The 19814-nt window shown below is 72.2% G+C and carries 19 protein-coding genes; 12 read left to right on the forward strand and 7 right to left on the reverse strand.

Going from position 1 to position 19814, the window contains the following annotated elements; genetic code table 11:
• The first annotated feature begins 39 nt into the window (after positions 1–39).
• Positions 40–1026, forward strand: a complete 987-nt coding sequence (locus tag NP777_RS24845) for an ArsR/SmtB family transcription factor (protein WP_256652410.1) — start codon at positions 40–42, stop codon at positions 1024–1026.
• A gap of 22 nt (positions 1027–1048) precedes the next feature.
• Here NP777_RS24845 and NP777_RS24850 read toward each other — a convergent pair whose 3' ends face one another.
• Positions 1049–1342 (reverse strand): MTH1187 family thiamine-binding protein, encoded by a 294-nt coding sequence (locus NP777_RS24850; RefSeq protein WP_256652411.1) that lies wholly within the window; start codon positions 1340–1342, stop codon positions 1049–1051.
• Complete coding sequence (locus tag NP777_RS24855; RefSeq protein ID WP_020868373.1) at positions 1339–1683, reverse strand: DUF3817 domain-containing protein; 345 nt, start codon at positions 1681–1683, stop codon at positions 1339–1341. Before NP777_RS24855 ends, NP777_RS24850 begins: the two co-directional genes overlap by 4 nt.
• A 162-nt stretch (positions 1684–1845) precedes the next feature.
• Here NP777_RS24855 and NP777_RS24860 point away from each other — a divergent pair, with 162 nt between their 5' ends.
• The 4 genes from NP777_RS24860 to NP777_RS24875 all read left to right on the forward strand — a co-directional run bounded on the left by NP777_RS24860 (position 1846) and on the right by NP777_RS24875 (position 4388).
• Positions 1846–2484, forward strand: coding sequence for an AIM24 family protein (locus NP777_RS24860; RefSeq protein ID WP_256652412.1), 639 nt, complete (start codon positions 1846–1848; stop codon positions 2482–2484).
• Positions 2484–3134: an AIM24 family protein gene (locus NP777_RS24865; protein WP_256652413.1), complete on the forward strand. Its 651-nt coding sequence runs from the start codon at positions 2484–2486 to the stop codon at positions 3132–3134. Before NP777_RS24860 ends, NP777_RS24865 begins: the two co-directional genes overlap by 1 nt.
• Positions 3131–3811 carry an AIM24 family protein gene (locus tag NP777_RS24870; protein WP_256652414.1) on the forward strand — a complete coding sequence of 227 codons (681 nt, stop codon included), beginning with the start codon at positions 3131–3133 and terminating at the stop codon, positions 3809–3811. The genes NP777_RS24865 and NP777_RS24870 overlap by 4 nt, the downstream gene beginning before the upstream one ends.
• A gap of 94 nt (positions 3812–3905) precedes the next feature.
• The gene (locus tag NP777_RS24875; protein ID WP_256652415.1) at positions 3906–4388 is read left to right on the forward strand and encodes a MarR family winged helix-turn-helix transcriptional regulator; all 483 of its coding nucleotides are present in this window, start codon (positions 3906–3908) and stop codon (positions 4386–4388) included.
• A 46-nt stretch (positions 4389–4434) separates the two neighbouring features.
• On the opposite strand, the gene NP777_RS24880 is transcribed toward NP777_RS24875, so the two are convergent.
• Both NP777_RS24880 and NP777_RS24885 read right to left on the reverse strand, forming a co-directional pair.
• The gene (locus NP777_RS24880) at positions 4435–5835 is read right to left on the reverse strand and encodes a sensor histidine kinase (RefSeq protein ID WP_256652416.1); all 1401 of its coding nucleotides are present in this window, start codon (positions 5833–5835) and stop codon (positions 4435–4437) included.
• Positions 5828–6484 carry a response regulator transcription factor gene (locus tag NP777_RS24885; protein ID WP_256652417.1) on the reverse strand — a complete coding sequence of 219 codons (657 nt, stop codon included), beginning with the start codon at positions 6482–6484 and terminating at the stop codon, positions 5828–5830. The genes NP777_RS24880 and NP777_RS24885 overlap by 8 nt, the downstream gene beginning before the upstream one ends.
• A 112-nt stretch (positions 6485–6596) precedes the next feature.
• Between NP777_RS24885 and NP777_RS24890 the strand changes: the two genes are divergently transcribed.
• A complete protein-coding gene (locus tag NP777_RS24890) occupies positions 6597–7139 on the forward strand; it encodes a PepSY domain-containing protein (protein WP_256652418.1) in 543 nt (180 codons plus the stop codon).
• A gap of 265 nt (positions 7140–7404) precedes the next feature.
• Here NP777_RS24890 and meaB read toward each other — a convergent pair whose 3' ends face one another.
• Positions 7405–8364 carry a methylmalonyl Co-A mutase-associated GTPase MeaB gene (gene meaB / locus NP777_RS24895; protein ID WP_256652419.1) on the reverse strand — a complete coding sequence of 320 codons (960 nt, stop codon included), beginning with the start codon at positions 8362–8364 and terminating at the stop codon, positions 7405–7407.
• A 137-nt stretch (positions 8365–8501) separates the two neighbouring features.
• A complete protein-coding gene (locus NP777_RS24900; RefSeq protein ID WP_256652420.1) occupies positions 8502–9698 on the reverse strand; it encodes an acetyl-CoA C-acetyltransferase in 1197 nt (398 codons plus the stop codon).
• 138 nt (positions 9699–9836) lie between these two features.
• Between NP777_RS24900 and mce the strand changes: the two genes are divergently transcribed.
• The 6 genes from mce to NP777_RS24930 all read left to right on the forward strand — a co-directional run bounded on the left by mce (position 9837) and on the right by NP777_RS24930 (position 19294).
• Complete coding sequence (mce, locus tag NP777_RS24905; RefSeq protein WP_037958445.1) at positions 9837–10289, forward strand: methylmalonyl-CoA epimerase; 453 nt, start codon at positions 9837–9839, stop codon at positions 10287–10289.
• A gap of 247 nt (positions 10290–10536) precedes the next feature.
• Positions 10537–14565: a polarized growth protein Scy gene (scy, locus tag NP777_RS24910; protein WP_305890099.1), complete on the forward strand. Its 4029-nt coding sequence runs from the start codon at positions 10537–10539 to the stop codon at positions 14563–14565.
• 259 nt (positions 14566–14824) lie between these two features.
• Positions 14825–15763: a cellulose-binding protein gene (locus NP777_RS24915; RefSeq protein WP_256652421.1), complete on the forward strand. Its 939-nt coding sequence runs from the start codon at positions 14825–14827 to the stop codon at positions 15761–15763.
• 301 nt (positions 15764–16064) lie between these two features.
• Entirely contained in the window at positions 16065–16976 is a 912-nt protein-coding gene (locus NP777_RS24920) for a hypothetical protein (RefSeq protein WP_256652422.1), read from the forward strand.
• 81 nt (positions 16977–17057) lie between these two features.
• Entirely contained in the window at positions 17058–18350 is a 1293-nt protein-coding gene (locus NP777_RS24925) for an ABC transporter ATP-binding protein (RefSeq protein WP_256652423.1), read from the forward strand.
• Positions 18347–19294, forward strand: coding sequence for an ABC transporter permease (locus NP777_RS24930; RefSeq protein ID WP_256652424.1), 948 nt, complete (start codon positions 18347–18349; stop codon positions 19292–19294). Before NP777_RS24925 ends, NP777_RS24930 begins: the two co-directional genes overlap by 4 nt.
• A gap of 38 nt (positions 19295–19332) precedes the next feature.
• Here the strand turns inward: NP777_RS24930 and NP777_RS24935 are convergent, their stop codons facing one another.
• Positions 19333–19650, reverse strand: a complete 318-nt coding sequence (locus tag NP777_RS24935; RefSeq protein ID WP_256652425.1) for an ATP/GTP-binding protein — start codon at positions 19648–19650, stop codon at positions 19333–19335.
• Between the last annotated feature and the right edge of the window lie 164 nt (positions 19651–19814).

Here is a 19814-nt window from a genome sequence, read left to right on the forward strand (position 1 = left end):
TCGGACTGAGCCGAATCTTCGGGCCCGGGGGGTGACGCCATGCCACTGCATATGCAGTTCGGTGCCGACGATCTGCTGCGCTGCCGGTTCGCCATCTCGCCGCTGTGCCAGACCCATGAGGCGGTGCGCACGCTGCGCCGGACCGAGCGGCACGGCTATCACCTGCCGTGGCTGCGCCGGGTGCGGGAGGCGCTGGCCGGGCTCGATCTGTCGGAGCTGTGGCTGCTGATGCCGGGGCGCGGCTACACCCCGGACTTCCTGGGCCCGCCGCCGGAGGTGCCGTACGCGCCGTTCGAGGACGAGCTGGCGCGGCTGCGGGCCACGGACCCCGCCGCCGCCCGCCGTGAGCTGGCCCTGTCGCTGGAGTGCACCCCGGGGGCGGCCGGGTCCGCGCGGGGCCGGGCGATGCTGGACGATCCGGCGCGGGCCGTCCAGCGGCTGGGGGATGTGACCGAGGCCGCCTGGCGGGCCCTGGTGGCACCGGACTGGCCCCGGCTGCGGGCCCTGCTGGAGGCCGATATCGCCTATCGCTCCCGGCAGCTGGCCGAGGGCGGTCTGGAGCGGCTGTTCGCGGATCTGCGCCCGGCGCTGCGCTGGACCGACGGTACGCTCACCATCCGCAACTCCGTGGTGCCCGCCCAGACGCAGGACCTCGACGGCCGGGGGGTGCTGCTGATGCCCAGCGTCTTCGTCTGGCCGGATGTGATCAGCGGCTTCGCCCCGCCGTGGCAGCCCACGGTGATCTATCCGGCGCGCGGGGTCGGCGGGCTGTGGCGGGAGCCGGACGCGGTCACGGCGGACGCGCTCGTACGGCTTCTGGGGGCCGGCCGCGCCGCGATCCTCTCCGGTCTTGAGGAGCCCGCGTCCACCACGGCCCTGGCCGCCCGGCACCGGCTGGCGCCCTCGTCGGTCTCGGCGCATCTGGCGGTGCTGCGCGCCGCCGGGCTGCTCAGCTCACGCCGCCAGGGCCATCAGGTGCTGTACGAGCGCACCCCGCTGGGCATGGCCCTGGTGGGCGGGGGCTGAGTGCCCCGCCCTACCCGAGGATTCACGCGGAAAGGTGCCGCTCGACCGTCTCGACCTTGGAGGTCAGACCGTCCGTGACACCCGGGCGGATATCGGCCTTGAGGACCACCGAGACCCGGGGCGCCCGCGCCTCCACCACCGCGACGGCGCGCCTGACGACGTCCATGACCTCGTCCCACTCGCCCTCGATCGAGGTGAACATCGCGTCCGTACGGTTCGGCAGCCCCGACTCGCGGACCACCCGCACCGCGTCGGCCACGTACTCCCCCACGTCCTCGCCGACGCCCAGCGGCGTCACCGAAAAGGCGACGATCATGCGTTGACCACGCCCTCCTTACGGGCGCGGGCCGCGATCACCCCGGCCTCGGTCTCCCGCTTGAGCTTGCGCTCGGCGAAGAAGCCGCCGGTGGGCAGGACGGAGAGGACGAAGTACAGGGCCGCGGTCTGCCACTTCCACTTGGCGCGGTTCCAGGCGTCCGCCCAGAAGACCACGTAGAGGATGAAGAGGACGCCGTGCACCATGCCCATCACCGGCACCGCGTTGAAGTCCGTGGTGCGCTTGAGCACCGAGCAGATGAGCAGCAGCAGGAACGACACGGCCTCGGGCGCGGAGACCAGGCGGAGCCGGCGCAGCGCGGTGGCGGTCTTGAAGTCCACGAGAGCACCTTCGTGTGAAGAGAGAGACACGGACCAGCTTGTGAAGCAATGCACAAGCTTTCGCCCATTGTCGCAGCCTCGCGGGCGATCTCCGCCCGGGGGGCACCTCATGCCCCGGTGCTCCCTGTCCGGCGACGTCGCCGGACCGCTAACGTCGGCTCCGTGGCTCAGTTTCGGCTCCAGGGAAGCAGGGTGCTCGCGGTCGACCTGACCGGCGACTCCGTGAAGGCAAAGAACGGCGCGATGGTCGCCTACGAGGGGGAGATGACCTTCAAGAAGAGGACGGGCGGCGGGGAGGGGCTGCGCGGGATCATGACCCGCCGGCTCACCGGTGAGCAGATGGCGGTCATGGAGGTGAAGGGGCACGGCACGTGCTACTTCGCCGACCGGGCGAGCGAGATCAACCTGGTGTCGCTGCAGGGCGAGAAGCTCTATGTGGAGGCCAGCAATCTGCTGTGCACGGACGCCGCGCTGCGCACCGGCACCTCCTTCACCGGGCTGCGCGGCTCCTCGCAGGGCAACGGGCTGTTCACCACCACCGTCGAGGGCACCGGCCAGGCCGCGCTCGTCTCCGACGGCGCGGCGGTCGTGCTGCGCGTCACCCCGCAGACACCGCTCCAGGTCGACCCGGGCGCGTACATCGCCCACACCGGCGGTCTCAAGCAGCACTTCCAGGCGGGGGTGAACTTCCGCGCGCTGATAGGCGAGAGCGGCGGGGAGTCCTTCCAGATCCGCTTCGAGGGGGACGGGCTGGTCTACGTCCAGCCGAGCGAGCGCAACACGATCGGGGGTGAGGTGTGATGCCGTTCAACGTACTCACCTCGCGGATGGTGGAGGCCCGGGTGATGCCCGGACAGACCCTGTTCAGCCAGCGCGGCGCGATGCTCGCCTATCGCGGGGACGTCCACTTCACGCCCAGCATCACCGGCGGCCAGGGCGGGGTGCGGGGAATGATCGGGCGGCGGGTCACCAACGAGGCCACCCCGCTGATGACCGTCGAGGGCCAGGGCACGGTGATGTTCGGGCACGGCGGCCACCACGTCCATGTGGTCGACCTGGCCGGCGACACCCTCTACGTGGAGTCGGACCGGCTGCTGGCCTTCGACGGCTCGCTGCGCCAGGGCACGATGTTCCTGGGCTCCCAGGGCGGGGTGATGGGCATGGTGCGCGGCCAGGTCACCGGCCAGGGGCTGTTCACCACCACCCTGGAGGGGCACGGCTCCGCGGCGGTCATGGCGCACGGCGGGGTGCTGGAGCTGCCGATCGGCCCGGGACGTCCGGTGCATGTCGATCCGCAAGCCTATGTCGCCCACCGGGGTGATGTTCGCAATAAGCTCTCGACGGCGATCGGCTGGCGCGAAATGGTGGGCCGCGGCTCGGGGGAGGCGTTCCAACTGGAGCTGTCCGGCACCGGCATGGTCTACGTCCAGGCATCGGAGGAGAAGCTGTGAACGGCCCCGTCATCCATGACGTCTGGACGCTGCCCGTCGACGACAACATCAATCCGTACGCCTTCAGCGTGGATCTGAACGGTCAGTGGTTCCTGCAGAAGGGGAAGATGGTCGCCTACTACGGGCAGATCGACTTCCAGGGCGTCGGCCTCGGCCACCTCGACCACCTCATCGCGCACAGCTTCCACTCCCCGCTGCACGCGGCGGACTGGGTGGTGGCCGAGGGCCAGGGCAAGATGGTGCTCGCGGACCGCGCCTTCGACGTCAACTCCTACGACCTCGACGACGGCAACCTCTCCATCCGGTCCGGCAATCTGCTCGCCTTCCAGCCCTCGCTGTCCCTGAAGCAGTCCATCGTGCCGGGCTTCCTCACCCTCCTCGGCACGGGGAAGTTCGTGGCCGCCTCCAACGGGCCCGTGGTCTTCATGGAGCCGCCGATCCGGGTGGACCCCCAGGCGCTGGTCGGCTGGGCGGACTGCCCGACGCCGTGCCACCACTACGACCACGAGTATCTGCGCGGCTTCCTCGGAGCCGTCCGGTCGCATACGGGCATCGGCGGCGCATCGGGCGAGGAGCACCAATTCGAGTTCGTGGGCGCGGGGACCGTACTGCTCCAGTCCACGGAGGAGGTGGTCGCCGAGATATCGGTCGGCGAGACAGGGGGTACCGGTTCGTGAGCACGAAGGTGCGGAGTGTAACGTCGAACAGGTGACCTCTAGCCCGATACATCCATTGGTTCGGAATTCAACTTCTATAGGTAGAATACATCCCATGGAGACCGAGAACGGCACGGCTGCGCGCTGGCTCAGCGACGAGGAACAGCGCGCCTGGCGCACCCATCTGGACGTCAGCCGGCTGCTGACCTACCAGCTCGAAAAAGACCTGCAGCCGTTCGGCCTGACCATGAACGACTACGAGATCCTGGTCAATCTCTCGGAGTCGGAGGACCACCGGATGCGGATGAGCGATCTCGCGTCCGCGACCCTGCAGTCCAAGAGCCGGCTGTCCCACCAGATCACCCGGATGGAGAACGCCGGTCTGGTACGCCGCGAGAACTGCGAATCGGACCGGCGGGGGCTGTACGCCGTGCTGACCGAGCAGGGCTGGGACACCATGCGCAAGGTCGCCCCCCATCATGTGGCGTCCGTGCGCAGGCACTTCATCGATCTGCTCGCGCCGGAGGACCTCAAGGCGCTGTACGGATCGCTGGTGCCCGTCGCGGAGCATCTGCGCACCCAGCGGGGCCGGGTCTAGGGGCGAAGCCCCCCGGATCCCCCGTGGGCCGCACCGGCCCCACGACCTACGTCGGCAGCCGCAGCTCGAACAGTGCGCCGCCCTCGGGGGCCGTCCGGACGGCCAGGGTGCCGCCGTGGCGCGCCGCCACGTCCCGCGCGATGGCGAGGCCGAGCCCGGCCCCGCCGTCGTCGCGGCTGCGGGCGTCGTCGAGCCGTACGAACCGCTCGAAGATCCGCTCCCGCTCGGCCTCGGGCACCCCCGCGCCGTCGTCCGCGACCTCGAGCACGGCCCACCGGCCCTCCTCGCGCACCGCCACCCGCACCCCGCTCCGGGCGTGCCGCTGGGCGTTGTCGACCAGGTTGCCCAGCACCTGGGCGAGCTGCCCGCGCGAGCCCGGCACCGCGACCGGCGCCGTCTCGTCCCGCACCGGCACCCGGTCCGTCACCCGCTGGGCCAGTTCCTCGCGCACCAGGGCGTCCAGCGCCACCGGCGTCCCTCCGGTGGGCCGCTCCCCCGCGTCCAGCCGGGCCAGCAGCAGCAGATCGGCCGCGAGCCGCTGGAGCCGCACCACGTCCGCCACCGCGCCGTCCAGGTCCAGCAGCTCCGGATGGGCGGCGCCCACCTCCAGCTGGGTGCGGAGCGAGGCCACCGGAGAGCGCAGCTCATGGGAGGCGTCGGCCACGAAGGCCCGCTGCCGCTCCACGGACGCCTCCAGCGCGGTGAGCGTCTCGTTGGTGGTCCGGGCCAGCCGCGCCACCTCGTCGTGCGACCCCGGCTCGGGCACCCGCCGGGACAGGTCCGTGCTCGCCGTGATGGCGGCCATCTCGCGCCGGATGCCCTCCACGGGCCGCAGCGCACGCCGGGTCACCAGCCAGGTCACGGCCGCCACGACCAGCAGCAGCAGCGGCAGCCCGAGCAGCATCGCGTTCCGCACCGTGGTGACCGCGCCGCGCTCGGTGGCCAGCGGGGCGCCCGCGTAGACGGTGACGTCCTCGCCGGAGGTGTCGGTGGCCCGCACGGCCGCCCAGACGTAGTCGGCGGTCTCCCCGTCGACACGGGCGGAGCCGTCGCCGTACTCCTCCCCGGAGGAGACCTTTCCGGCGCCGCGGTCGTCATCGTCGGTGTCGTCGTCGTCCGTGACGCCCGCCGCGACGGGCCTCACGGACGCGCTCCCGGTGCCCGTCACGGCCTCCAGATCCTCGCTGACCGCCCGCACCCGGCCGTCCTCGTCCACGACCTGCACCGGGACGCTCTCGTCCAGCTTCAGCGACCCGTAGCCCGCCCCGGCGGCTATCTTCGACGCCACCTCCCGCGCGTCCACCTGGGCCTTCAGCCGTGCCTGGTCCCCGAGGTCGGAGCGCAGCACCTGCAGCACCGCGATCCCCGCCGCCACCAGGGCCACCGCCACCACCAGGGTCGCCCCGAGCGCGGCCCGCGCCCGCACCGAACCGAACACCTCACGCACGGAGCCGGTACCCCGCTCCCCTTACGGTCTCGATGAGCCCCGCGCCCAACTTGCGGCGCAGGGCGCTCACATACACCTCGACGATATTGGGGTCGCCGTCGTAGGCGAAGTCCCACACATGCTCCAGGATGTCCGGCTTGGAGACAACGTCCCCCGCCCGCGTCGCCAACTGCTCCAGCACGGAGAACTCCTTGGCGGTCAGCGGCACCTCCCGGCCGTCCCGCTCCACCCGGCGCGCACCCCGGTCCACGGTGAGCGGCCCCACCCGCACCACGGGGGACGCCCCGGGGCCGCGCCGCCGCAGCAGCGCCCGTATCCGCGCCACCAGCACCACATACGAGAACGGCTTGGTCAGATAGTCGTCGGCCCCGGTGTCGAGCCCCTCCGCCTCGTCGTACTCGCCGTCCTTGGCGGTGAGCATCAGGATCGGCACCTCGTGCCCGGCCGCCCGGAGCGCCGCGCATACGCGGTAGCCGTTCAGCCCCGGCAGCATGATGTCGAGGACGACGAGGTCGTAGACCCCCTCCTGAGCGCGGTGCAGCCCCTCCAGGCCGTCGTGCGCCACATCGACGGCGAACCCCTCCGCCCGCAGCCCCTTGGCCAGCGACAGGGCCAGCCGCCGCTCGTCCTCCACGATCAGCACACGCATGCGACCAGCGTCGCAGAGCGAACCTGAAGATCTCTTCAGGCGGCTTCAGGTGGGCTTCAGCATCGGTCGGCCAGGGTGGTTGGCGTCCGAACACGAATGGGGAGGAACCCACATGAAGCGCATCATCATCGCATCTGTCGCCGCAGCCGCCCTGGTCGGCGGCGGTACGGCCGTCGCGGTGGCGGGCGACGGGACGGACGGCGCACGGTCCTCGTCCACCGCCTTCCGGGCGACCGACGCCCGCGCGTCCTTGTCCGACGCCGCCCATGCCGCGCTGAGGGCCGTCCCGGGCACGCTGGACTCCATCGACCGCGACCACGGCCGCTGGGAGGCGGACGTCCTGGGCAAGGACGGCAGGTGGCACGAGGTCACGCTGGACGCCAACGGCAAGGTGACCGGCCAGCGGGTGGACCGGGACGACGACAGCGACCCCGAGGCCAAGGCCCTGCGGCAGGCCACCGTCTCGGCCACCGAGGCGGCTCAGAAGGCCGCGTCCCAGGGCACGGTGACCTCCGTGGAGTTCGACGACGACCGCACCCAGTCATGGGAGGTCGAGACCGTGAAGCACCACAAGGAGCGCGACCTGAACGTAGACGCCCACTCGGGCAAGGTCACCCAGGCCCCGGCAGACGACGACCACGGCGACGACGACTAGGGAGAGCCGCCGACGAGGCAGGAGGGGGCGGGGTCGGAGGGGCGGGGTCCTGGACACTTACGTGTATTTGTGGCGCCAATTACCGGCCAACACAACGCTCATCGGCCGTCGGCGCCGTAAATATACGGTCCAGGGCCCCGCCCCGGAGGCCCCGGCCCCGCACCGGGAACGCACCCTCAGCGCACCCGAAACGCACCCTCAGCACACCGGGAACGCACCCGAAACGCACCCTCGGCGCACCCGGAACGAACGCACCAGCCCAGCGCTAGCCCCGCTCGGTCACCGCCGTCACCAGCTCGTCCGCCGCCGTGTACGGGTCCAGTTCGCCCGCGACGACCCGCTCGGCGAGCGCGCCCAGGCGGCGGTCGCCGTGCAGATCGCCGATCCGCTCCCGCAGCGCGGTCACCGCGATCGTCTCGACCTCGCCCGCGGCCCGCCGCATCCGGCGCTCCGCGAGCACACCGTGCTCCTCCATCCACGCACGGTGCTTCTCCAGCGCCTCGACGACCTCGTCGATCCCCTCGCCGCGCGCCGCCACGGTCTTCACGATCGGCGGCCGCCAGTCGCCCGGCGACCGGGCCTCGCCCAGGCCCAGCATGTGGTTGAGCTCGCGGGCGGTGGCGTCGGCGCCCTCCCGGTCGGCCTTGTTGACCACGTACACATCGCCGATCTCCAGGATCCCGGCCTTGGCCGCCTGGATCCCGTCGCCCATGCCCGGCGCGAGCAGCAGCACGCTGGTGTCGGCCTGGGCGGCGATCTCGACCTCGGACTGGCCGACGCCCACCGTCTCCACCAGGATCACGTCGCAGCCGGCCGCGTCCAGCACCCGGATGGCCTGCGGGGCGGCCCAGGCGAGCCCGCCGAGGTGGCCGCGGGTGGCCATGGAGCGGATGTAGACGCCGGGGTCGGAGGCGTGCTCCGACATCCGTACCCGGTCGCCGAGGAGCGCCCCGCCGGAGAACGGCGAGGAGGGATCCACGGCGAGCACGCCCACCCGCTTGCCCGTCCGCCGGTACGCGGCGACGAGCGCGGAGGTCGACGTGGACTTGCCGACCCCCGGCGAACCGGTCACCCCGACCACATACGCGCCCCCGGCCAGCGGAGCGAGCGCGGCCATCACCTCGCGCAGCTGCGGCGAGGCGCCCTCGACCAGCGAGATCAGCCGGGCGACCGCACGCGGCCGCCCCTGCCGTGCCTGCTCCACCAGCGTGGGCACATCAGCCATGGGTGCCGTACTCCTTATCGCTCGAGCACAATCGCTTGATCACAGTTACTTGAGCACAGTCACTCGATCACAACGGAGACCGAATCCCCGCGCGGGAACCCCGCACGGGAACCCCCGGGCGGGAACCCGCACGGGAACTACTTCCCCGCCGGCACCCGCAGGATCAGCGCGTCGCCCTGCCCGCCGCCACCGCACAGCGCCGCCGCGCCGGTGCCGCCGCCGCGCCGCCGCAGCTCAAGCGCCAGATGCAGCGCGATACGCGCGCCGGACATCCCGATGGGGTGGCCGAGGGCGATCGCGCCCCCGTTCACATTCACCTTTTCGGGGGATACGCCCAGGTCCTTCATTGACTGCACGGCGACCGCGGCGAACGCCTCGTTGATCTCGATGAGATCGAGGTCGTCCACCGTCAGCCCGTCCTTGCCCAGGGCGTGCGCGATCGCGTTGGACGGCTGCGACTGGAGGGAGTTGTCGGGGCCCGCCACATTTCCATGGGCGCCGATCTCGGCGATCCACTCCAGCCCGAGCTCCTCGGCCTTGGCCTTGCTCATCACGACGACCGCGGCGGCACCGTCCGAGATCTGCGACGACGTGCCCGCGGTGATCGTCCCGTCCCTGGTGAACGCGGGCTTCAGCCGGGCCAGCAGCTCCGCCGTGGTCTCGCCGCGGATGCCCTCGTCCTTGTCGAAAACCACCGGCTCGCCCTTGCGCTGCGGGATCTCCACCGGGGTGATCTCGGCGTCGAAGAGGCCGTTCTTCTGCGCGGCGGCGGCCCGCTGGTGGGACTGGGCCGCGAACTCGTCCTGCTCGGGGCGCTGGATGCCCAGCCGGGTGTTGTGCTTCTCGGTGGACTCGCCCATGGCGATGTGCTCGAAGGCGTCCGTGAGCCCGTCGTACGCCATCGCGTCGAGCATCTCGACCGCGCCGTACTTGTACCCCTCGCGGGACTTGGGCAGCAGATGGGGGGCGTTGGTCATGGACTCCTGGCCGCCCGCGACCACGATGTCGAACTCACCGGCGCGGATCAGCTGGTCGGCCAGGGCGATCGCGTCAAGACCGGAGAGGCAGACCTTGTTGATCGTCAGCGCGGGCACGCTCATCGGGATACCGGCCTTGACCGCCGCCTGACGGGCGGGGATCTGCCCGGTGCCCGCCTGGAGCACCTGCCCCATGATCACGTACTGCACCTGCTCGGCGCCGACCCCGGCCCGCTCCAGCGCGGCCTTGATCGCGATTCCGCCCAGGTCGGCACCGGAGAACGAGCGCAGGCTGCCGAGCAGGCGTCCCATGGGCGTACGCGCGCCCGCCACCATCACAGAGGTCGTACCAGTCATTGGTGCGTCCCTTCACGAGGAGAAGGAAGTTAACGAGGGTTATCGTCAATGTACTGACGAGTACCCGCGCGGTCACCGGCCCATCGGTGTGATCGCGCGCACGTTGCGTAACCGACCGTACGACGGTGCACTGTTCCCATGCTGACGAGAATCGACCACATCGGGATCGCCTGTTTCGACCTCGACAAGACTGTCGAGTTCTACCGTGCCACGTACGGCTTCGAGGTGTTCCACTCCGAGATCAACGAGGAGCAGGGCGTCCGCGAGGCCATGCTCAAGATCAATGAGACCTCCGACGGCGGGGCCTCCTACCTGCAGCTTCTCGAGCCGATCCGGGAGGACTCCGCGGTCGGCAAGTGGATGGCCAAGAACGGTGAGGGCGTCCACCACATCGCCTTCGGCACCGCGGACGTCGACACCGACTCCGAGGCCATCCGCGACAAGGGCGTCCGGGTCCTCTACGAGCAGCCCCGCCGCGGCTCGATGGACTCCCGGATCACCTTCCTCCATCCCAAGGACTGTCACGGTGTGCTGACCGAGCTCGTCACCGCCGCGAACCCCGCCGCGCACAAGGACGAAGAGGATCACTGAAGCGGACCACTGACCTACCCCTTCCCCGGCCGGTAGAGTGCTGCATCGGCCGGGGTACGGAAACGGAGAGGGTTCGGGGTCCGGCCCGGGCTTCGCCGATGATCTGACACCATTTCTTCGGAAGGGCCAGCTCCGGTCCGACCCGGCACGCACCTCGCCTGGTCGGTACCGCAAGGTAAACCGTCGAGGGACCTCGGGGCACCGCAAGGGACCACGGGAGCCTGGAGGGTTACGGAGCCGGCCGCCAATGCGACCAGGGGACGGATGGGACCGCGCAGTGCGGGGCTACGACCGCTACGAGCCTGACGATCAGCTCTCGAAGTTCGAGGCCGAGATGGAGCGGCTGAAGACCGAGCGGGAGAAGGCCGTCCAGCACGCCGACGACCTCGGCTACCAAGTCGAGGTGCTGCGCGCCAAGCTGCATGAGGCGCGCCGTAATCTGGCGGCCCGCCCCGCCTACGACAGCGCCAACGTCGGCTACCAGGCTGAGCAGTTGCTGCGGGACGCGCAGCTCCAGGCGGACCAGCTGCGCGCCAACGCCGAGCGGGAGCTGCGCGAGACCCGCGCCCAGACCCAGCGGCTGCTCCAGGAGCAGGCCGAGCGGCAGTCCCGGCTCGAGGCCGAACTGCACGCCGAGGCCGTGGCCCGGCGCCAGCGGCTGGACCAGGAGCTGGCCGAGCGCCGCGCCACCGTCGAGTCGCACGTCAACGAGAACGTGGCCTGGGCCGAGCAGCTCAGGGCCCGTACCGAGGCGCAGGCCCGCCGGCTGATGGACGAGTCCCGGACGGAGGCCGAGCAGGCCCTGGCCGAGGCCCGCGCCGAGGCCCAGCGGATGACCGAACAGGCGCGCCAGCGGCTGGGGTCGGAGGCCGAGGCCGCCCGCCACGAGGCCGAGGCGATCCTGCGCCGGGCCCGTGCCGACGCCGAGCGGCTGCTGACCAACGCGGGCGCCCAGGCCCAGGAGGCCACCGACCACGCCGAGCAGCTGCGCACCTCCACCGCCAGCGAGGCGGACCAGGCCCGCCGTGCCGCGGCCGAGCAGACCCGCGCCGCCGAGCAGCGGATGCAGGAGGCCGAGCAGGCGCTGCGGGAGGCGCGCAGCGAGGCCGAGAAGGTGGTCGCCGAGGCCAAGGACGCGGCGGCCAAGCGGCTCACGGCCGCCGAGTCGGACAACGAGCAGCGCACCCGTACCGCCAAGGCGGAGGTCGCCCGGCTGGTCGGCGAGGCCACCAAGGAGGCCGAGCGGCTGCGGGCCGAGGCCGAGCAGCTGCGCGACGACGCCCGCACCGAGGCCGAGCGGATGGTCGCCGAGGCGGGCGAGGACGCTCGGGCCAGGGCCGCCGAGGACTCCGCGGCCCAGCTGGCCAAGGCGGCCCGGAGCGCCGAGGAGGTGCTGACCCGCGCCTCGGAGAAGGCGCAGTCCACCACCAAGGCGGCCACCGACGAGGCGGAGCGGATCCGGCGCGAGGCCGAGGAGGAGGCCGACCGGCTGCGGGCCGAGGCGCATGACACCGCCGAGCAGCTCAAGGGCACGGCCAAGGACGACACCAAGGAGTACCGCGCCAAGACCGTCGAGCTGCAGGAGGAGGCCCGCCGGCTGCGCGGCGAGGCCGAGCAGCTGAAGTCGGAGGCGGCCGCCGAGGGCGAGCGGGTCCGCGCCGAGGCCCGCCGGGAGGCGGTCCAGCAGATCGAGGAGGCGGCCAGCACCGCCGAGGACCTGCTGACCAAGGCCAAGGCCGACGCCGAGGAGACCCGCTCCGGTGCCACCGCCGAGAGCGAGCGGGTGCGCACCGAGGCCATCGAGCGGGCCAACGCGCTGCGCCGGCAGGCCGATGAGCTGCTGAAGCGGGCCCGTGGCGAGGCCGAGGAGCTGGTGACCTCGGCCGAGGAGCAGGCCGAACGGGTCAAGTCGGAGGCGGCCACCGCGGCCGAGGAGCTGCGCGAGGCGGCCGAGCGGGCCGCCGAGGACCGCCGCGCCGAGGCCGAGGGCGAGCTCAACCGGCTGCACCAGGAGGCCGAGCAGCGGCTCTCCTCCGCCGACGAGGCGCTGCGGGACGCCCGCGAAGAGGCGGAGCGGCTGCGCAAGGAGACCGGCGAGGAGATCGAGCGGCAGCGCACCGAGTCCGCCGAGCGGCTGAACGGCTTGCGTCAGCAGGCCGAGGACGAGGCCGCCCGGCTGCGCGACGAGGCCGCGGCGGACGCGTCGAACGCCCGCGCCGAGGGCGAGTCGGTGGCCGTACGGCTGCGCGGCGAGGCCGCCGCGGAGGCCGAGCGGCTGCGCTCGGAGGCCCAGGAGACGGCCGACCGGGTGCGCGCGGAGGCGGCGAGCGCCGCCGAGCGGATCGGCACCGAGGCCGCCGAGGCCCTGGCCGCCGCCCAGGAGGAGGCGGCCCGCCGCCGCCGCGAGGCCGAGGAGCTGCTCGCCGACGCCCGCGAGGAGGCGCAGACGGAGCGTACGGCGGCGCGGGAGCAGAGCGAGGAGCTGCTGGCCGCCGCCCGCAACCGGGTCTCCGAGGCGCAGACCGAGGCGCAGCGGCTGGTCGAGGAGGCCGAGCGGCGCTCGGCCGATCTGGTGGCCGCCGCCGAGCAGACCGCCCAGCAGGTGCGGGACTCGGTCGCCGGGCTGCACGAGCAGGCCGAGCAGGAGATCACCGCGCTGCGCAACACCGCCGAGCACGCCGCGGAGCGGGTGCGCGAGGAGGCGCAGGCCGAGGCCGACCGGGTCCGCGCGGACGCCTACGCGGAGCTGGAGCGCGCCTCGCAGGACGCCACCCGGGTGCGGCGGGAGGCCACGGAGGAGTCCGAGGCCGCCAAGTCGCTCGCGGAGCGCACGGTCGCGGACGCGATCGCCGAGTCGGAGCGGCTGACCGAGCAGGCCCGCGAGGAGGCGAACAGGCGCCGCGCCGATGCCGCCGAGCAGGCGGACCGGCTGGTCACCGAGGCCACCCACGAGGCCGAGCGGCTGCGCGCCGAGGCCAATGAGACGCTCGACGAGGCCCGGCGCTCGGCCAACAAGTCCCGCGCCGAGGCCGCCGAACAGGCCGATACGCTCGTCAGCGGCGCCACCGAGGAGGCCCAGCGGCTGGTCTCGGAGGCCACCACACGGGCGCAGGTGCTGCGTACGGAGGCGTCCGACGCGCGGGCGACCGCGGAGCAGGACGCGGCCCGCACCCGGGCCCAGGCCCGCGGCGACGCCAACAACATCCGCTCGGAGGCGGCCGAGCAGGCGGACCGCCTGGTCACCGAGGCCCGGAACGAGGCCGACCGGCTGCGCGCGGAGGCGAGCGGCGAGGCGGAGCGGCTGCGCGGCGAGGCCGCGGAGACCGTCGGTTCGGCGCAGCAGCACGCGGCGCGCACCCGCGCCGAGGCCGAGCGGGTCGAGGCCGAGGCGGCGGCCGAGGCGGAGCGGATCCGCAACGAGGCGCAGGCCGAGGCGGACCGGCTGGTCGACCGGGCGCGCGAGGACGCCAACAAGCGGCGTTCGGACGCCGCCGAGCAGGCCGACCGGCTGATCACCGAGTCCTCGGCGGAGGCCGAGCGGCTCACCTCGGAGGCGCGGGAGGCCGCGCTGCGCTCGGCGACCGCGGCCGAGGAGCAGGCGGACACCATGGTGGGCGTGGCCCGCCGCGAGGCGGACCGGCTGGTCTCCGAGGCCACGGCCGAGTCCAACGCCATGGTGGAGAAGGCCCGTACGGACTCCGACACCATGCTGGGCGAGGCCCGGGGCGACGCCACGGCCATCCGGGAGCGCGCCGAGGAGCTGCGCGCCCGTACCGAGGCCGAGGTCGAGGAGTTGCACGAGCGGGCCCGCCGGGAGTCCGCGGAGCAGATGAAGGCCACCGGCGAGCGGGTCGACAAGCTGGTCGCGGCGGCCACCGCGCAGCTGATGAAGGCCGAGGAGAAGGCCAAGTCGCTGGTCGCGGAGGCGGAGAGCGAGGCGAGCCGGGTGCGGATCTCCGCGGTGAAGAAGGCCGAGAGTCTGCTGAAGGAGGCCGAGCAGAAGAAGTCCGAGGCCGAGCGGGAGGCGAACCGGCTCCGGGCCCAGGCCACGGACGAGGCACAGCAGATCGTGGACGAGGGCAAGCGGGAGCTGGAGTTGCTCAAGCGCCGCCGCGAGGACATCAACGCGGAGATCTCCCGTGTCCAGGACGTCCTCGAGGCGTTGGAATCCTTCGAGACCCCCGCGTCGGGTGGCGCGGGCGGCAAGGAGAACGGCCAAGTCAAGACAGCGGCGGGTGCGGGTGCGACGAGGAGTGGAAAGCGGTCGGAGGGGTAACCGTGTCCAGGGGGACGAGTCTCAGCTGTGCCTATCGAGGTTTCGCTTAAGTCTCGCGTCGGTTTCGCGTAAGTCTCGCGTCAGGCTGCGTCCATCACTGCATGTCCGTATCATCCCGACGAGTGACGAGGTCTCCGTCTTACTGCCACTCAAAAGGCTGGACATTCTGCAGATCAAACAGACGTTGACTCGATGACACGCCGTTCGGCCCCCTAGGATTCCCTCTATCACCTCACCGGTCTCTTTCGACAGGAACCCCATGAGCGACACTTCCTCCCCCTTCGGCTTCGAGCTCGTGCGGCGTGGGTACGACCGCGGTCAGGTGGACGACCGCATTTCCAAGCTCGTCGCCGATCGTGACAGTGCACTGGCCCGTATCACCTCTCTGGAAAAGCGCATCGAGGAGCTGCACCTCGAGACGCAGAACGCTCAGGCCCAGATCAACGATTCGGAGCCGTCCTACGCGGGGCTCGGCGCCCGGGTCGAGAAGATCCTCCGTCTCGCCGAGGAAGAGGCGAAGGATCTGCGCGAGGAGGCTCGCCGCGCCGCCGAACAGCACCGTGAGCTGGCCGAGTCGGCCGCCCAGCAGGTTCGCAACGACGCCGAGTCGTTCGCCGCCGAGCGCAAGGCCAAGGCCGAGGACGAGGGCGCGCGGATCGTCGAGAAGGCGAAGGGCGAGGCGGCCACGCTGCGCCAGGAGGCGCAGAAGGACGCGCAGTCCAAGCGCGAGGAGGCGGACTCCCTCTTCGAGGAGACCCGCGCCAAGGCCGCGCAGGCCGCCGCCGACTTCGAGACCAACCTCGCCAAGCGCCGCGAGCAGTCCGAGCGCGACCTGGCCTCGCGTCAGGCCAAGGCCGAGAAGCGGCTCGCGGAGATCGAGCACCGCGCCGAGCAGCTCCGCCTGGAGGCCGAGAAGCTGCGCACCGACGCCGAGCGCCGCGCCCGCCAGACGGTGGAGACCGCGCAGCGCCAGGCCGAGGACATCGTGGCCGACGCCAACGCCAAGGCGGACCGCATCCGCAGCGAATCCGAGCGCGAGCTCGCGGCCCTCACCAACCGCCGCGACAGCATCAACGCCCAGCTGACCAACGTCCGCGAGATGCTGGCCACGCTGACCGGCGCGGCGGTGGCCGCGGCCGGTGCCCCGGGCGAGGACGAGGCCGCCACCCGCGGCGTCCCCGCCCAGCAGTCCCGGTGACCCTCGGTCACACCGGAGCGCCCGATGCCCCGCGCCGCCCAAGCGGCGCGGGGCACGCGCATGTTACGGACAGCAAGGCCACGTAGCGGCGCGGCCGCCCAACACCCCAGCCCCTCCGGGCGAACACCCCAGCCCCTCCGGGCGAACCATCCAGCCCCTCCGGGCGAACACCCCAGCCCCTCCGGGCGAACCATCCAGCCCCTCCGGCGATTGAGGAGCGGGGGTTCGGGGGCGGAGCCCCCGCACAGGCCGGGGCGGAGCCCGGTTTCGGGGAGGGGCGGGGTGGGGCAGGCAACCCCCCGTGACCGACCGCACCCTCAAAACCCTCGGCTTCGCCGACGTCCCCGCCCAACAACCCCTCACCTACCCCGGCCGCCCCATCACCCACCCCACCCTCCTCACCACCGGCGAACTCTGGGACCTCACCCCCACCCCGGACCGCCGCCGCCTCGGCACCTGGACCGTCAACTCACGCCCCGACCACAACGATGCGCCCGACGAGCCACTCGACACCGTCCTCACCCGCCTCGGCCACCCCCCAACCCCCCACCGTCACCCCGTCATCGCCGTCGGCTCCAACGCCTCCCCCGCCCAGCTCCACCACAAGCTGTCCCGCCCCGGCCACCCGGCCACCGTCCCCATGGTCCCGGTCGACGTACACGGCATCGCGGTCGGCTGCTCGGCCCACATCGGCCGGTACGGCTACGTGGCCTCCGCCCCGTACACCGCACCCGGCGCCCGTACCCCGCTCGTCATCGGCTGGCTGGACGCCGAACAGCTCGCGGCCGTGGACGCCACCGAGTACCCCAACTACCGCCGCGTCCTGCTGCCCGGCAGCCGGTACCCGATGGTCATGCCGTCCGGCGAGCGGCTTCGCGGCGCGTATCTCTACGTCGGCGAGCGCGGAGTGCTGATGTCCCCGGACGGCACCGAACGCCCCCTCCCCGGCGGCGGGGACCAGAGCGCCCTGCTCACCCGCCTGCTCGCCGGCTCAGCACGGCTGCGCGCACTCCTCGGCCCGGACCCCCGTGCCTGGGTCACCCGCGCGGGCGGCGACCCCGCCGTACGCGGAACCGGCACCCGAATCTTCCAGGAGGAGGGCTGGGCACTGCCGCAGCCCGACCTCCTCCGCTGCCCGGAGGACGGGCGGCACGGGCGGCACGCCGGGCCCGGCGGCGCCAAGAGTTACGATGCGCTCTCATCTCCCGAATAACGGGAACCGTCAACACGCGGTTATCCTCCTAACCCTCATCGGGGGCGAGCACGCCCGACCCATGCTCATGAGGGGCGGAGAATGATCGAGGCAGTCGGTCTGACGAAGCGCTACGGCGCCAAGACGGCCGTGTACAACCTGTCCTTCCAGGTGAGGCCCGGCGCCGTCACCGGCTTTCTCGGGCCCAACGGGTCGGGCAAGTCCACCACCATGCGAATGATCCTGGGCCTCGACGAGCCCACCGCGGGCCATGTCACGGTCGGCGGCTACCCGTTCCGCAAGCTTCCCAACGCCCCCCGCCAGGTGGGCGCGCTGCTCGACGCCAAGGCGGTGCACGGCGGCCGCAGCGCCCGCCAGCACCTGCTCTGCCTGGCCCAGCTGTCCGGCATCCCGGCCCGCCGGGTGGACGAGGTGCTGGGCGTGGTGGGGCTCCAGAACGTGGCGCGCAAGCGCTCCAAGGGCTTCTCGCTCGGCATGGGCCAGCGGCTGGGCATCGCGGCCGCCCTCCTCGGCGACCCGCAGGTGCTGCTCTTCGACGAGCCGGTCAACGGCCTGGACCCCGAGGGCATCCTCTGGGTCCGCAACTTCATGAAGCAGCTGGCCGCAGAGGGCCGCACCGTCTTCGTCTCCAGCCATCTGATGAGCGAGATGGCGCTCACCGCCGACCATCTGATCGTGATCGGGCGCGGGCAACTGCTCGCCGATATGAACGTCAAGGACTTCATCTCCTACAACTCCGCGGACTTCGCGCGCGTCCGCACCCCCGAGGGCGACCCGGGGCAGCGCGAGAAGCTGACCGCCGCGCTGAGCGAGGCGGGCGGCCAGGTGCTGCCGGAGCAGGACGGCGCGCTGCGGGTGACCGGGCTGCCGCTGCCGCGCATCAGCGACCTCGCACACGGGGCGGACGTACGGCTGTGGGAGCTGTCCCCGCACCAGGCGTCGCTGGAAGAGGCGTACATGCGGATGACTCAGGGCGCGGTGGACTACCGCTCGACCGTCGACGAGCGCGCCGCCCTGCAGCAGCAGATGTCGGGCGCGGGCGCGATGCCGCAGGGCGGGCCGTACGGCTATGCGCCGGGTGCTCCGGGGCAGCAGACGGGCTTCCCGCCGGGGACCACGCTGCCGGGCTACGCCGAACCCCCGGCCCCGCCACAGCAGCACGCCCCGGGTGCCCCGCACACCCCGGGCGCCCCGATGCCCACCGCTCCCCCGGCGGCTCCCGCGACCCCCGTGGCTCCCGTGGCTCCCGCGACCCCGGCGGCTCCCGCGACCCCCGCGACCCCCGTGGCTCCCCCCACTCCCCCGGCTCAGCCGCCCGCGGCGCCGTCCGCCCCCGCCGATCTGACCAAGAGCGACACCGAGGACGCCCGATGACGACCCCGTACCAGCAGCAGTACCAGGCGCCCGTCCCCCCGCAGGGTCCGCCGCAGGGTGGTCCTCCGCAGATGCCGCCGCAGGCGGCCCCGCAGGCGGCCCCGCACCAGCCGGTGCTCTCCGGGCCCCCGTCGCAGCCGTACGCCGGTGTCGGCCCGTACACCTCCCCGATCCCGGTCCGCCAGACCCACCTCGGCAATGCCCTCGCCTCCGAGTGGACCAAGATCAAGTCGGTGCGCTCCACGATCTGGACGCTGAGCGTGATGGTCGCCCTGGTGGCCGGGATCGGGCTCCTGGTGTCGGCGAGCACCAGCGACAGCGACTACGAGACCGTCCCCACCACCCTCCCCGGGTTCTTCGGCACCCTGCTCGGCCAGCTGTGCATCGTCACCCTCGGGGTGCTCGTGATCACCTCCGAGTACGGCACCGGAATGATCCGGACCACCCTCACCGCCTCGCCGCAGCGCTCCCGGGTGCTCACCGCCAAGGCGCTGGTGTTCTTCACCCTTTCGTTCACCACCACGACCCTCGCACTCGCGCTGGTGGCCTTCGCCACCGCCGGGATGCACAGTGGCCCCGGTGTCCAGGAGCCGACGAGTGACCAGCTCCTGGGCGCGACGGTCGGCGCGGGGCTCTATGTGTCGCTGCTGGGACTGCTCTCGCTGGCCGTCGGCAGCATGCTGCGGCACTCCGCGGGCGCGATCACCACGATGCTCGGTGTGGTGCTGCTCCCGGCCATCCTTCCCGCGTTCCTGATGATGTCGACCAGCCTCCGCGAACTGGGGGAGAAGATGCAGGAGTACTCGTCGCCCCAGGCGCTGGCCTCCCTCTTCCGGATCGACGAGAGCCTGAACAGCGGCTGGCCCCAGCTGTGGGGGCTGGCCGGAGTCACGGCGGGAGCGATGATCGCCGCCTATGTGCTGCTGGAGAAGCGCGACGTGTAGCTCTCGCGGGGTCCGAGTCGGACGTACCCGCGGCTGAGTCAATATCGAGGTGCGTTACGGGACCGCTGGAGCTTCGCGCTCCGGCGGTCCCGTGCGCTCCAGCACGCCTTGTGCCAGTGGCGCCGGTCGTCCGCGCCCATGTGCTGCTGCCAGGCGACCACATGCGCCACTCCCGGCGGAATCTCCTGGTCGCACCCCGGGCAGCGGTAGTGCTTGGCGGCCGCCCCGCCGCCGACCTGCCGGACCACCCACTCCTCGCCCTGCCAGGACTCCATGCGGTCGAGGCCGTACCGGCCCGTGCCCTCGTGGCCGACGGGCTTTTCGCCGCCTCGCGGGCGGTTTCGGCGTGGAGACACGGGGCACCTCGACAGAGCTGGGAGCTAACGGGCTGTGACCAGCGTACGCGCTACGGTCACCCTCCGGGAAAGCCGTCGTCCACACCCACGCTCTGATCATCATGAAAACTTCATGCTTGGCCGTGCCCTTGGCACGTGTCAGGCGTTAATGCCTACGAGGGGGG

The organism is Streptomyces rugosispiralis, assembly GCF_024505145.1.
GTDB lineage: Bacteria > Actinomycetota > Actinomycetes > Streptomycetales > Streptomycetaceae > Streptomyces > Streptomyces rugosispiralis.

Excerpts from the sequence above, each read along its gene's own strand:
- NP777_RS24845 (WP_256652410.1), top strand. The coding sequence starts at position 40 with ATGCCACTGCATATGCAGTTCGGTGCCGACGATCTGCTGCGCTGCCGG.
- NP777_RS24850 (WP_256652411.1), bottom strand. The coding sequence starts at position 1,342 with ATGATCGTCGCCTTTTCGGTGACGCCGCTGGGCGTCGGCGAGGACGTG.
- NP777_RS24865 (WP_256652413.1), top strand. The coding sequence starts at position 2,484 with ATGCCGTTCAACGTACTCACCTCGCGGATGGTGGAGGCCCGGGTGATG.
- NP777_RS24875 (WP_256652415.1), top strand. The coding sequence starts at position 3,906 with ATGGAGACCGAGAACGGCACGGCTGCGCGCTGGCTCAGCGACGAGGAA.
- NP777_RS24885 (WP_256652417.1), bottom strand. The coding sequence starts at position 6,484 with ATGCGTGTGCTGATCGTGGAGGACGAGCGGCGGCTGGCCCTGTCGCTG.
- NP777_RS24890 (WP_256652418.1), top strand. The coding sequence starts at position 6,597 with ATGAAGCGCATCATCATCGCATCTGTCGCCGCAGCCGCCCTGGTCGGC.
- meaB (WP_256652419.1), bottom strand. The coding sequence starts at position 8,364 with ATGGCTGATGTGCCCACGCTGGTGGAGCAGGCACGGCAGGGGCGGCCG.
- NP777_RS24900 (WP_256652420.1), bottom strand. The coding sequence starts at position 9,698 with ATGACTGGTACGACCTCTGTGATGGTGGCGGGCGCGCGTACGCCCATG.
- mce (WP_037958445.1), top strand. The coding sequence starts at position 9,837 with ATGCTGACGAGAATCGACCACATCGGGATCGCCTGTTTCGACCTCGAC.
- scy (WP_305890099.1), top strand. The coding sequence starts at position 10,537 with ATGCGACCAGGGGACGGATGGGACCGCGCAGTGCGGGGCTACGACCGC.
- NP777_RS24915 (WP_256652421.1), top strand. The coding sequence starts at position 14,825 with ATGAGCGACACTTCCTCCCCCTTCGGCTTCGAGCTCGTGCGGCGTGGG.
- NP777_RS24925 (WP_256652423.1), top strand. The coding sequence starts at position 17,058 with ATGATCGAGGCAGTCGGTCTGACGAAGCGCTACGGCGCCAAGACGGCC.
- NP777_RS24930 (WP_256652424.1), top strand. The coding sequence starts at position 18,347 with ATGACGACCCCGTACCAGCAGCAGTACCAGGCGCCCGTCCCCCCGCAG.